The sequence below is a fragment of the Pontibacter anaerobius genome (assembly GCF_026241195.1).
Taxonomy (GTDB): Bacteria; Bacteroidota; Bacteroidia; order Cytophagales; family Hymenobacteraceae; genus Pontibacter; species Pontibacter anaerobius.
In genome coordinates this window covers 476,274-489,026 of the sequence record NZ_JAPFQO010000002.1, presented here as the reverse complement: position 1 = coordinate 489,026, position 12,753 = coordinate 476,274, and the positions used below count along the sequence as shown (strand labels likewise).

The window sequence follows — 12,753 nt, the reverse complement described above, 5'->3', positions numbered from 1 at the left end:
GGGCTTTGTAAGTGCTGCTCCTGCAACTAAGCTCGGTATGTAAAGGTATAAACTAGCTGCTTGTTCCAAAAGCTAAAATTAGAAGCTAATTGTTTTATGGACGAAGTCCTATACTTTATTCTGGGCATCCTGCTTATTTGCCTGGGTGTGTATGATCTGCTGTACACTACTTTCGCGCCGCGCGGAGCCGGGCCTGTCAGTGGCTTAGGCTCTACGTTTATCTGGAGGATTTTCTTGGGCTTAAGCAAACTCTTTAAAACACGGAAAGCATTAGCCGGGGCCGGTATTATCATCATCATGTTTACCATCCTCAGCTGGGTGGTTATGCTTTGGGCAGGCCATTCGCTCATCTACCTGGCTGATGGAGACGCAGTGGTAGCCAGTACGACCGAGGTGCCTGCAAACGCTATAGACCGCATATACTTCACTGGTTATACTTTATCTACTTTAGGCAATGGGGATTTTAAGGGAGGCACAAATGTATGGCGTGTGTACACTGCCTTTATATCATTCTCCGGCTTGATCCTGATCACTATTGCCATCTCCTACATGGTGCCTATACTTTCAGCCGTCACGGAGCGGAGGTCGCTAAGTATACGCATAGCATCCATTGGAGACAGTCCGCAGCTAATGCTTCTGAACAGTTGGAACGGAGAAGATTTTAAAGGCCTGGAGCAGCATTTTGATGGGCTTGCGCTGGAGGTTGCCAAACAAGGGCAGCTGCACCTGGCATACCCCTTACTGCATTACTTTTACCACTCCGAAAAGTCTGTGGCGCTTTTGCTTAACCTGGCATCCCTTGACGAAGCCCTTTCTATACTACTCCTTTATGTACCCGAAGATTTGAGGCCATCCAACCAATCGCTGTTGCCGCTCCGCCGGGCCATTACCACTTTCCTGGAGTCGCTTACGGTTATAACACCTAGCCCCAAGTCTTTGGAGGAGCCTTATTTAGCGATAAAGCAGCTGGAGGAGGCAAACATCCCCCTCCAGCTGCCGGAAGCCTCATGTTTAGACCAGCTCTGCAAACGGCGTAAATTTCTGAATGCGATGTTGCAGTACGTAGGGTGGGAATGGGAGGAAATCGCTAACCCTAAGTTTATAACCGATCTGGACCTGCGCGAGATTCATTAGTTTAGGTGCTGCCCTTTTATTTAATGATTTTAGCGCGCTTAAATTCCTTCGTCCTGTCGAAAAGGTAGCGGTAAGTAGCGTGCGTTTTGTAGATCCTGCTGCCAAGTTGCTCCACCAGGTTCATCATCTTAGGATTGAAGTCGCCGATCCAGTTCATTTGCAGATCGTGGTAAGGTATGCTTGGGTTGTTGATTACCAACTCTCCCGCAGATACAATCATGGCAGCCTCGACGCCCTTGCTCTGGTGCTCTGGCGTAATCCCAAACACAATGCCGTACATGGTCTTGCAGGCGCCTCTCCAACGGTTAAACAGGAATTTAAGCTTGCCCCACAGGTTAAGTTTGCCATTGTTATACTTAAACAGCTGGTTCAGCTCGGGTATTGCTATAAAGAAGCCCACGGGTTCTTCCTTGTAGTAGGCAAACCACATAATGCGCTCATCCAGGATAGGTTTCAGCTGTTTCATAATGGCGGCGGCCTGGGCCTCCGTCATAGGTTTTACGCCTTCGTGCTTTGCCCAGCCTTTGTTGTATACTTCCCGGAAGTCGTTGGTATACTTTGGCAGGTTCTTTTTGTTCAGGTGCTGGAAATGGTAGTCCTTGTCGGCCAGCACACGTTTTGCCTTCTCCTCATACTTCGGCGGAATCGGATCGTGCACGGTTCGGTAGTAGGTATACTGCTTAAAATATAGCTGAAAACCATAGTTCTCCAGCAGCTGCTGGTAGTATGGGTAATTGTACGGCATGCAGTAAGTGGGCTCGTAGAAGCCGTCCAGCAGCACTCCCCACCATTTGTCTCGTTCGCCAAAGTTTATCGGGCCGTCCATAGCCTCCATGCCACGCTCCTTTAGCCATTCGCGGCAAGCGTCCAGCAACATGTTGGCTGCGGCTTGGTCATCGATGCAATCAAAAAAGCCCATCCCGCCGGTTGGCTGCTCATTGGCGTTTGATGTTTTTTTATTGATGAAAGCGGCTACACGGCCAATGGATTTACCTTTGTCGCCCTGCAGTATCCAGCGAATCACTTCACCATCGCGCAGCAGCTTGTTCTTTTTCGGGTCAAAAACGTTGTTCACGTCTTTGTCGAGCGGGCGAATATAGTTGGGGTCTTTTTTGTACATCCGTACCTGCACCATCAGGAATTCCTGGGCAAGTTCCGGTGTGTTTACCTCTATCAGTTTCATAGTATAAGTTGAATCGGAAATGCTAAATAAAGTATAATCCGCTAAAAAAGGAAGTATAAACTAAGTGGGCGCTGCGGGCATTCTTAGAAAGGGCGGGTGGTATAAGCTTTAAAACAAAAAAGCCTTCAGATTTCTCTAAAGGCTTTCTCATTTAAGAGCCCCCTGCCGGGATCGAACCAGCGACCTACTGATTACAAGTCAGTTGCTCTACCAGCTGAGCTAAGGAGGCTTGTACTTTTATTTTTACCAGTGAAGCGAATGCAGTACAAACATTTGCTTTTGGAGTTGAGCCCCCTGCCGGGATCGAACCAGCGACCTACTGATTACAAGTCAGTTGCTCTACCAGCTGAGCTAAGGAGGCTTAACCTTTTTTGTTGTGCTTTATTGTGTTAAAGCGTTGCAAAGGTATAGTTAAGATTTTATTCTGCAAATACCTGTTGCAAATTTTTCGCCTGACTTTTTCTAAAAGAGTGAAAGTCAGGCGAAAAAAATTATCCTCTGAAAGCGTTCAGTTGGTGCTGCAGATGGGATATACGTTTTTGAGCCTCAGCTATGCGGCCTTCATACTCCTCGCGCAGCTTATCCGCGTTCTTAGACCTGGCAAAAAACTCGATGTTTGTGCGCAGTGTCTGAATGTCGTTATGCAGCTGGGCTATCTCGCGGCGGAGTGTGTTTTCGCGTTGGTGCAGTTTCTGGCCTGCATCCGGGCTGTGCTTAATGCGCTCTACCTGTAGCTTCACGAGCATATCGCTACGCTCTTCCAGGTTGAGTTCCGGCACGCGCTCCAGGTACTTCTCCATCAAGGAGATAAACTTATCTTCGGCCTTGGGGTTTGTACGCTGGTTGCCTTTGTCGGTGTCGCGCCACTGCTGCACAATGCTGTTAAACTCCTCCACAGATCCTGTCTGGGTTGGCTGTGAAAGCATATCGGCTACCTTGTCACATATCTCCATTTTCTCGGCAGATAGTTTCTCCAGCTCGGCAGAGCGCTGTTGTTCCTGGGCCTGCTTTCGGTCAAAAAATTCGTTGCAGGCCGAACGGAACCGCTGCCATATCTTATCTGAGTGCTTGTCGGGCACACGGCCGATGGTCTTCCACTTCTTTTGCAGTTGTATCAACTTTTCTTTTGTGCTGCCCCAGTCCGTGCTGTCTTTCAGGCTTTCTGCCTCTTCGCATAGTTGCGTCTTATGCTGCAGGTTCTGCATCTTCTGCTCGTCCAGTGCCTTAAAGAAATGGTTCTTACGCTGGAAGAAAGCCTTATAGTTGCCCCAGAAAGTCTTGTTTACCTCTTCGGCATTCTCTTTAGGCACCAAACCGGCTTTGTCCCACTCCTCTTTCAGTTTCTGTATCTCATCAGTCTTGTCGCGCCACTCATTAATGCGGTCCGTGTCGAAGTTAGCAAACTCCTGCAAGCGCTCCAGTAACCCTCTTTTTACGGTTAGGTTCTGCAGTTCGCGGGTAGATCGCTCCTCATGGTAGGCACGGCGGCGTTCATGTATCTTCTCTGATCCCTGGGTAAACTGCTCCCAGATCGGGTCGCGTTGGTCATTAGGCACCGGGCCGATGTTTTTCCACTCTTCGTGCAGGTGGCGCAGCTCCTGCAGGGCCTTGTTTATACTTGGCTCCTCCTGCAATGCCTGGGCACGCTCTATGAGTTGCAGCTTGGCCTCCAGGTTTCTCCTGCGGTCCAGCTCCTTCATCTCGAAGAACATGCTGCGGTTGTTGTAGAAAATGTCGAGCAGCGCGTGGTAAGAGTCCCACAGTTCCTGAGCCTCGCCGGCAGGCACGGGGCCAATGGCTTTCCACTCCGTCTGCAGTTTCTTCAGCTCATCGCCGCTGTTTTTCGTTTCGGCCGACTCCACCAACTGTCGCAGCTGGTTCAGTAGCTCCTTTTTGCGCTCGAGGTTTTGCTGGCGCTGTTCTTCCTGGTTCTGGCGCTGCTGGTAGCGGGTCTCACGATAGGAAGCAAGCAGTTTCTCCAGGTTCTGGTGCTCTTTGGAAGTATGGTAATCGAAGTCCTCCTCGGTGCCTCCCTCCTCTTTGAACTTATTTAAGGCCTCCTGGCGCTCCGCCTGAAACTTAAGCTCATAATGACGTTGCATCTCGCTGATGGCGCGGAATTTACGAAGAGCGTCACTGCTTTTCAGCACACTGCCTAACTGCTCGCGAAGTTCCTCCAGGGGCATTTCGCTGTAGTCAGTGTGGTCGTCTTCCTCTTCCTCCTCCTCATGGTGCTCCTGAGCTGTGGTTCCTTCTGTGCTTTGGCTGGCAGGTGCAGCGGTGCCTTCAACTGATGCAGAAGTAACGGCAGCGGATTTCTCCGGTGCTTCTTCTTCTTTTACGTTGGTGTTGGCCTCAGCAAAAGCTTCTGTTATAGTTTCTGAGTCCTTGCTTTCCTGCTCTGTTGCCAGGTTAGGCTTTACCTCCGGTTGTTCTTCCTTCGGTACTTCTTCATTCACCTCGGCTGAGGTTTCAGTAAGTTTACCCGCTGGCGAGGCTGTGTTGTTTTGCTCCTTGGCAGCAGCCTGGTTCTCTGGTTTGTTAGCCTCAGCTCCGGTGGTGTCCATATGCTCTTTGTCAGTTGTCATGTATACTTTATTAGTTACAACGGTAAGCGTTTCAGTTTAGGCGCGGATCATCAGGGTAGTTGCTCAGCACCTTAAACTTTCCGCCCATTTGCCGGAGTATGCTCCGCCAAAGGGTTTCTGTATCCAAAGTAAATAATTTATTCGCAGCATTGTTATTCACAATCCAAACATTTTTATTGATTTCTTCCTGTAATTGCCCTGGCGTCCAGCCAGAATAGCCCAGAAAGAACTTAATATCGTCCTTACTTACCTGGCCGGTATCAATCATGGTGCGCAGCGTTTCAAAATCGCCGCCCCAGTATAGATCGTCGCTTAGTTTAACGGCCTGCGGTAGATCCGTCAGCCGGTGTATATAATGCAGCGTGTTGTACTGCACCGGTCCGCCAACCCCCAGAACCATGTCAAACGACTCATCAAACACATCCAACACGTCTGATAAGTGCAGGTTGGAGGCCCGGTTCAGTACCAGGCCAAAGGATCCCTCCTCCTCCTCGTGGCTGCACAGCAATATAACACTGCGCTCAAAATTCGGGTCGCCGAGGTACGGTTCGGATATGAGTATGCTGCCGCTTTGCGGTTTTATTATATTGCTTTCAGTCATCATTCTTTCCCACTTTAGCTATACAAATGCCCTGTCAACAGAAGTATACCGTCTTTATTACAAATTTACATAAATAAATGACCATCTTTACTTTACTACGCAAACTGATGGATATAGTAACAAATTGGCACGCTATGCCTGGCATTTTTGAAGCTATACTGAAATAAGCTCTTTACAGTTGGCTTGTTATGGCTGAGGATATTTTTATAATTTTGAAGAAACTACCAGAAAGATGGCATTAACACACAATATTTCCGACATCCGGATAAATTACATGAAGCATGCCTTAACCGAGGACTCTGTGTCTGAGAACCCGGTGCATCAGTTTAAAGTATGGCTGCAGGAAGCGATTGACTCGCAGGTGGAGGAACCGACGGCTATGGTGCTTTCTACCGTAGATGCACAGGGAAAGCCTTCTGCCCGCGTGGTGTTGCTAAAGGGAGTGGATGAGCAGGGATTTAGCTTCTACACCAATTATGCCAGCCGCAAAGGCCAGGAGTTGGAACAGAACCCTCATGCCTCGCTTACCTTTTTCTGGGCTGGTTTAGAACGGCAGGTGCGCGTGGAAGGTAAAGTGGAGAAAGTGGCTGACGAGGAATCTGAGAAATATTTCCATAGCCGGCCAAAAGGCAGCCAGATCGGTGCCTGGGCCTCTCCGCAAAGCCAGGTGATTGAGGCGCGCGAAGTGCTGGAGCAGCGCGAGAAAGAGCTAAGTGCAAGGTATGCGGACGTGGAGCTTGTGCCCCGTCCGAAGCATTGGGGTGGTTACCGCCTGGTGCCGCAGTACCTGGAGTTCTGGCAGGGCCGTCCAAGCCGCCTGCACGACCGCATTGTGTACGAAATGGAGGGCAACAACTGGCTGATCAAGCGCCTTGCCCCTTAACCTGGAAGTATAACTTTTCTTCGCCCTGCTGGCTGATTTATACTTTGTAACAAAAAAGAATGGCTGAGATACTACCCCTGCGCGCCTGGCGCTACAACGATAACCTGAACATAGACCAACTAACATCACCGCTTTTTGATGTGGTGTCGGAGAAACAGCGCGAGGCCCTGTACCAGAACCCAAACAACAGCATACACCTCTCCGTGCCGCGCGGCGAAGACCCGGCAAAGGAGGCAGCACGGCTGTTGCAGGTATGGAAAGAAAGCGGTGTGCTGCACCAGGACGGCCTTCCGGGGATTTATATATACTATCAGTATTTCAGGTTGCCGGGCAGCGAGAAAGAGTATGTGCGCAAAGGCTTCATCTGTAATATAAAAGCCTACGACTGGCACGAGAAAGTGCTGCTCCGCCACGAGAACACGATTCCGAGCGCTGTAAATGACCGTATAGAACTACTGGAGGAAACGCAGCTGAACGTTAGCCCCACCCATGGTTTGTATACCGATCCTACTTTCTCCCTGGAGCCATACATGGACGAGAGCATCCGCACACCGATCTACGAAGCGGAAGATTACCAGGGTGTGCGCGATGTGCTGGCTGTGATTCATGACCATCAGGTGATCAGGCTTTTCTTGGATACACTGGCTGAAAAACAGGTATTGCTGGCCGATGGGCATCATCGCTACGAGGGGTCCCTGTTCTATCGTCGTAAGATGATGGCTGAAAACCCCGACCACACCGATTTTGAACCATACAACTACCACCTGATGTACCTGACCAACTCCGAGCACGATGACCTGCGCATTCTGCCCACGCACCGCCTGCTGCAGCACCTGCCCATGCCGGATGAGGAGTTTCTGGAGCGGCTGCAGGAGTACTTCACCGTTACACCGAAGGAAGACCCGTACGAGCTGAACGAAGTGATTGTTGGAAAGCCCTGGGCCTTTGGTTTATACCTGAACGGCAATGCCTATAAACTGCGCCTGAAGCCTGAGCTGCACCAAAGTATAGACTGGAATTTTCCGGAGGAGGTAAAGCAACTGGACCTGACCGTGATGCACTATTTTATCTTTGAGAAGATACTCGGCATTTACCGCCAGCAGCAGCGCGACTACAAGGGCCTCAGCTATGAGCGTAACTTCACAGCTTGTATTCGAAAGGTAGATAAAGGCGAGGCGTACCTGGCTCTTATCACCAATGAGATCTCGATGGAGCAGGTGAAGCGTGTGTGTAACAGCGGTGCCGTAATGCCGCAGAAATCGACCTTCTTCTACCCGAAAGTTATTTGTGGATTTTTATTTAGCTCCATTATTAAAGATGAATTTACAACGGCCGCTGCTGCTTGCCTCTAACTCGCCCCGCCGCAAAGAATTGCTTTCTAGCCTTGGGTTAAAGTATGATGTGCTGGTGAAGGAGGTGCAGGAAGATTTTCCGGATCATTTGAGGCGCGAGGAGATTGCGGAGTACCTGGCCTCGCACAAAGCTGATGCCTATACTTCTGACATCACGAATCATGCTTTGATCACGGCCGATACCATTGTGTGTCTGTGCGAACGCGTACTGAACAAACCTGCCGATTATGCGGAGGCAAAGCAGATGCTGCAGGCGCTGTCCGGTACGCATAACGAGGTGATTACAGGAGTTTGTATCCTGACCCGCGAAGGCAAAACTGTTTTCCACGACACCACCAAGGTATACTTTAAACAGCTTTCGGAGGCTGAAATAGACCACTACATCACACACTATAAACCTTACGACAAGGCCGGTGCCTACGGCATTCAGGAGTGGATCGGGATGGTGGGTATTGAGCGTATCGAGGGTTCATACTTTAACGTGGTGGGCCTGCCGGTGCAGAAGCTGTACGCCAAGCTGGAGGAGCTCGGTATCGTTTCTTTTTAGCTGTAGCCATACTTCATACTTTATAAATGAGCCTGCTGAAGTATAAACTTTGCCGCTCCACACCTCTCCCTTCCTCCTAAACGGAACAAAATGCCTAACTTGCAGCATTTGCAATTTCAGAGCAAGTTTTGCATTCATTCAAGCAGATTTACATCGATGTCACTTATTAAATTATACCTGGCTCCGGGTAAGGAGCATTCTTTAAAGCGCCAGCACCCATGGGTTTTCTCCGGGGCCATCAGAAAAGCAGACGGTGAGCCTGCTGAAGGCGATGTGGTAGAGGTCTACTCTAGCAAGCGCGAGTTCCTGGGCATGGGTCATTATGCGCCGGGGTCCATTGCCGTGCGTATCTTCTCTTTTGAGCAGGCGGAGCCGGATTATACTTTCTGGAAAAGCAAAGTACAGAAAGCCTATGATTACCGCCAGCGCCTCGGCCTGATCGATAATCCCACTACCAATGTATACCGTCTGGTGTATGCCGAAGGCGATGGCGTACCGGGACTGATCGTAGATTTTTACAAAGACACGGCTGTAGTGCAGACGCACACAGTGGGCATGTATCATGTACGCGAGTACGTGTCGCAGGCCTTACAGGAGATTTACGGAGAGAGACTGCGCGCCGTGTATGACAAGAGTGCGGAGTCGCTGCCGCCAAAGTCCCCTATCCAGGCTCAGAACGGCTACCTATATGGCCAATCAGAAGGCGGCGTGGTGGTGACCGAGAATGGCAACCAGTTCTTTATTGATTGGGAAACCGGCCAGAAAACAGGCTTTTTTATCGACCAGCACGAAAACCGCGACCTGCTGGCCCGCTACGTGCAGGATAAATCAGTATTAAACACCTTTTGTTACACCGGTGGCTTCTCGGTTTACGCCCTAAATGCCGGAGCCAAAGAGGTGCATTCGGTGGATGTATCAAAAAAGGCGATTGAACTGACAGTGAAAAACGGGGAGCTAAGTCTGGCTCCAGAAAAGCATGAAGCCTTTGCCGTGGATACGTTCGAATTCCTGAAAGGCAAAGAAGACATGTATGATGTGATCGTACTGGACCCTCCGGCCTTTGCCAAGAGCCAGAACGTGCGCCACAATGCACTGATGGGCTATAAGCGCCTGAATGCGGAGGCCATGAAAAAGATAAAGCCGGGTGGCATCCTGTTCACTTTCTCCTGCTCGCAGGTGGTGGACAAGTACCTGTTTAACAATACCGTGATGGCCGCCGCCATTGAGGCCGGTCGCAATATTAAGATCATGCACCACCTCTCCCAGCCCGCCGATCACCCAATCTCGATCTTCCATCCGGAAGGCGAGTACCTGAAAGGGCTTGTGTTGTTTGTGGAGTAAATCCGCAGACCAAGTATGATTTTACATAAAACAGGAAGGCCGGGGCTATACTTTATAGCTCCGGCCTTCCTGTTTTATGTAGTCTTTACAATCAGCGGATCACTAAACTTTCATCCGGCAATTCAGCGGGTAATTCCATCCGGATGCGCCACTCCTTCGGGTAGTAATTGTTGAGCCTGTTACCAATTTGTTTTGCCCAGCCCAATGGCAGCCCCTTATACTGCAGCAGCAGCCAGTTGTTGCCGTTGGTGCCCAGGCTGATGTCCTCTTTGCGAAGGTAACGCAGTGCCCGCTCCAGGTCCAGGTCAGCTACCTGGAAAGCGTCTTTATGCAGGTGTTGCGAAAGCGCCAAGCCCTGCAGTGGCTTTAGCTTTTTTCCTTTTATCTCTGCCAGTTCAGTGCCAGCGTAGATCACGTAGAGGTTCTGGTATACTTCATCAGCGGCCTCGAACAGGTTAGCAGGCAGGGCAGAGATCACCTCACCGTGCTGCAGGAAAATATACTTCTCCGGCTCCAACAGCCAGTTTTCTACCAGAGCCCTTTCCTTTTTGCCGGCCGCAGTCAGTTTATACTTTTTCTTTCTGCTTTTACCGTGGCTGACAGCCTCTTCACTTCCTGCTTTTCGTACGACAGCCATAAAGAAGCCCTCGCCCTGCACGCGGTGCGGGTAAAAACGATAGCCCTCCACGCCTTTAAATTGTGTTGCCAACATACCCCAATCCGGCTGCAGTTGCAGTTTTATACTTTCAGCGCCCTCCTGCTCCGATAGCCAGGCAATATTTTGCTCATTCTCCTGCTCGTTCCAGGTGCAGGTGCTGTAGATCAATACTCCTCCCGGCTTCAGGGCCTCCCATACATCCATCAGGATGCGCTGCTGCCGCTGGGCGCACAGATTTACGTTCTCCTCAGACCATTCTCCCACAGCCTGCGGGTCTTTCCGGAACATTCCTTCGCCGCTGCAGGGTGCATCTACCACCATCACGTCAAAGAAACTTGGTAGCCTGCCAAAGTCCCGTGGGTCGTTGCTGGTGACCAGCACATTGCCGCTGCCCCACTTGGCCACGTTCTCGGCCAAAATATTGGCCCGGCTACGGATGACCTCATTCGAAACCAGCAAACTGTCTTGTGAGATAAGGCTGGCAAGATGAGTGGATTTTCCGCCGGGCGCGCCGCAGAGGTCCAGTACCTGTAGTGGCTCCTCCAGGTTTATTGCCTGCCGCAGTGCCTGCTCCACAAACATAGAACTTGCCTCCTGCACATAGTAAGCGCCTGTATGTATGGCTGGGTCCAGGGTAAACAAGGGGCGTTGCGGCAGGTAAAAGCCAGCTTCGGCCCAGGGCACGGGTTGCAGCCCCATAGTCGCCTCTGCTTTGGTTTTATTTAGGCGGATGCTCACCGGCGGTGTCTGCTGCAGGGCTTCCAGAAATCTTGTGTACTCGTCCGGGCCCAGCAGGCGCTGCATGCGTTCGGTAAATGAAACAGGTAATTGCATACCCCAAAGGTACGGCTAAAATGCAGGTTCTGAAAGTATGGCTAAGGCCTGCCCCTGATCAACTGTAGGTACTCTTCAAGTATAGGCACATCGGCCGGACAAAATTGATAGGTCTTTAGGTCTTCGGGTTTTACCCAATGGTAGGTGCGATGCTCCTGAAGTTGAATGACACCGCCTTTATACTTACACAGGAACGGAATAAGCTCTATACTTAGGTCGGGATAAGCGTACATGGCGGGCGTTAAGCGCTGGTATGGCTCTACTTCAATCCCTAGCTCCTCCTGTATTTCTCTGATAAGGCAGTTCCCTTCTGTTTCGTTTTGCTCCAGCTTTCCGCCAGGAAACTCCCACAGCAGCGCCTCACGCATTTTCTTGCTACGCTGGGTTACGAGCACGCGCTCATACTGCTCCACAATGGCACAAACTACTTTTATCATTTTACTGAAAGAAACATATGTAAAGTAACGAAGTGCTTTTCAAAGTTGTCACCAGGTGTGTGATTAAAATTAAAAAAGTAGTTTAAGAGACTGCTTATAACCCAAAAAGTAGTTTCGATTCATACTTGAAAAAAAAGTATCCAAGCACTATTGGGAACGCCAGATTTAGCCACATCGGCAGATCCTGCTCTACCAGGCCAAAATATAGCACCTGCACCAGAAAAATGTGGTAAGATGCCTTCCCCAACTCGGCCAGAAACCATATAGGGATGAAAATCGAATAATTTGGTAGCAGTTTAATTGCCAACCAAACCAATAACGCTGCATAGCCAAAGGTCAGCGCCTGCTGCGACTGCCACTCCGGGCGTAGTATACTTGTAGCCACTTCATCTTTATAGCCAAACAAGTACAGGAAACCGGCTGCCACTATCCCCAGGGAGGCTAGAACTGTAAAGTGCTTCCACCGAAATGAGTGCCATACTAGTTGCGATAGCCATAGGCCATAAACAATTGCCGTGAAATAGCGCGGAAAGGCAGCATCGTAAAGGTAGTTGTTAGCATCAAAATATGAGAACTGAGCCGCCCAAAACTGAAAAGCCAACTCCAACAGCACCAGCACCACAGTGGTGAGAAGAGGGCTTCGGCTAAAACTATACCCAATAACTGGCAGCAGCAGTACAGACTGCAGCAGCATGGTGATAAAGTAATTACCCCGGCCCGTTACCGGTAGCAGCCCGACCCAGGTATACCCGCTAAACTCCAGAACATCCTCTCCTTTAAAGTACTCCCAAAGTATACCCGCCACTATGGACAGCAGAAAGATGATGATAAAGGGAATAAAAATACGTGCGGCTTTTTTGGTGAAGTACTTACGCGTGTAAAGCTGCTGCAGGTGCTGCGTTTTGCCTCTTACGGATAACCCAAGGTTCAGCCCCATCACCACCATAAAAAGTGGCACCGCCTGCCAGATGTGATAAATTGCGTAGCTGTTTTCGAGTTCATCGCGGGTAAGCGAATGCAGCAGCAGCACAGCCACGATGGCAGTGCCTTTCACTACGTCTATCTGCTGCAGGTGCTGCTTCATAAGTTGGTTTGTAGGGTGCTAAAATGCTGCAATTTATTGAAACATACGCAGCAAAATGATGGTGCCTGAATGGCAGTATTTTAGCTCGTTATATCCTTAGACGCTTAAAAT

11 protein-coding genes and 2 tRNA genes are annotated in these 12,753 nt (G+C 50.0%); 5 read left to right on the top strand and 8 right to left on the bottom strand.

Annotated features, from left to right (window positions below):
* Positions 1 to 96: 96 nt before the first annotated feature.
* Positions 97 to 1,134, top strand: a complete 1,038-nt coding sequence (locus tag OO017_RS05445; protein ID WP_266051439.1) for a potassium channel family protein — start codon at positions 97 to 99, stop codon at positions 1,132 to 1,134.
* A 16-nt stretch (positions 1,135 to 1,150) separates the two neighbouring features.
* On the opposite strand, the gene OO017_RS05440 is transcribed toward OO017_RS05445, so the two are convergent.
* The 5 genes from OO017_RS05440 to OO017_RS05420 form a co-directional block, all read right to left on the bottom strand.
* Positions 1,151 to 2,317 (bottom strand): hypothetical protein, encoded by a 1,167-nt coding sequence (locus OO017_RS05440; protein WP_266051438.1) that lies wholly within the window; start codon positions 2,315 to 2,317, stop codon positions 1,151 to 1,153.
* A gap of 156 nt (positions 2,318 to 2,473) precedes the next feature.
* A tRNA-Thr gene (locus tag OO017_RS05435) sits at positions 2,474 to 2,546 on the bottom strand.
* A 59-nt stretch (positions 2,547 to 2,605) separates the two neighbouring features.
* Positions 2,606 to 2,678, bottom strand: a tRNA-Thr gene (locus OO017_RS05430).
* A 130-nt stretch (positions 2,679 to 2,808) separates the two neighbouring features.
* Positions 2,809 to 4,905, bottom strand: a complete 2,097-nt coding sequence (locus OO017_RS05425) for a DUF349 domain-containing protein (protein WP_266051437.1) — start codon at positions 4,903 to 4,905, stop codon at positions 2,809 to 2,811.
* A 31-nt stretch (positions 4,906 to 4,936) separates the two neighbouring features.
* Complete coding sequence (locus tag OO017_RS05420; protein ID WP_369426406.1) at positions 4,937 to 5,509, bottom strand: YqgE/AlgH family protein; 573 nt, start codon at positions 5,507 to 5,509, stop codon at positions 4,937 to 4,939.
* Between the two features lie 229 nt (positions 5,510 to 5,738).
* On the opposite strand from OO017_RS05420, the gene pdxH reads away from it, so the two are divergent.
* The 4 genes from pdxH (at position 5,739) to OO017_RS05400 (ending at position 9,629) form a co-directional block, all read left to right on the top strand.
* The gene (pdxH, locus tag OO017_RS05415; protein WP_266051436.1) at positions 5,739 to 6,389 is read left to right on the top strand and encodes a pyridoxamine 5'-phosphate oxidase; all 651 of its coding nucleotides are present in this window, start codon (positions 5,739 to 5,741) and stop codon (positions 6,387 to 6,389) included.
* Positions 6,390 to 6,448: 59 nt separating this feature from the next.
* Entirely contained in the window at positions 6,449 to 7,741 is a 1,293-nt protein-coding gene (locus tag OO017_RS05410) for a DUF1015 domain-containing protein (protein ID WP_266051435.1), read from the top strand.
* Positions 7,707 to 8,288 (top strand): Maf family nucleotide pyrophosphatase, encoded by a 582-nt coding sequence (locus OO017_RS05405; RefSeq protein WP_266051434.1) that lies wholly within the window; start codon positions 7,707 to 7,709, stop codon positions 8,286 to 8,288. The genes OO017_RS05410 and OO017_RS05405 overlap by 35 nt, the downstream gene beginning before the upstream one ends.
* 156 nt (positions 8,289 to 8,444) lie before the next feature.
* Positions 8,445 to 9,629 (top strand): class I SAM-dependent rRNA methyltransferase, encoded by a 1,185-nt coding sequence (locus OO017_RS05400; protein ID WP_266051433.1) that lies wholly within the window; start codon positions 8,445 to 8,447, stop codon positions 9,627 to 9,629.
* Positions 9,630 to 9,720: 91 nt separating this feature from the next.
* Here OO017_RS05400 and OO017_RS05395 read toward each other — a convergent pair whose 3' ends face one another.
* From OO017_RS05395 to OO017_RS05385, 3 genes are all read right to left on the bottom strand, one after another.
* A complete protein-coding gene (locus OO017_RS05395) occupies positions 9,721 to 11,121 on the bottom strand; it encodes a methyltransferase RsmF C-terminal domain-like protein (protein WP_266051432.1) in 1,401 nt (466 codons plus the stop codon).
* A gap of 41 nt (positions 11,122 to 11,162) precedes the next feature.
* On the bottom strand, positions 11,163 to 11,558 hold the full coding sequence (locus OO017_RS05390) for a (deoxy)nucleoside triphosphate pyrophosphohydrolase (RefSeq protein ID WP_266051431.1): 396 nt from the start codon (positions 11,556 to 11,558) through the stop codon (positions 11,163 to 11,165).
* A gap of 94 nt (positions 11,559 to 11,652) precedes the next feature.
* Positions 11,653 to 12,642, bottom strand: a complete 990-nt coding sequence (locus tag OO017_RS05385; protein WP_266051430.1) for an acyltransferase family protein — start codon at positions 12,640 to 12,642, stop codon at positions 11,653 to 11,655.
* Positions 12,643 to 12,753 lie beyond the last annotated feature (111 nt).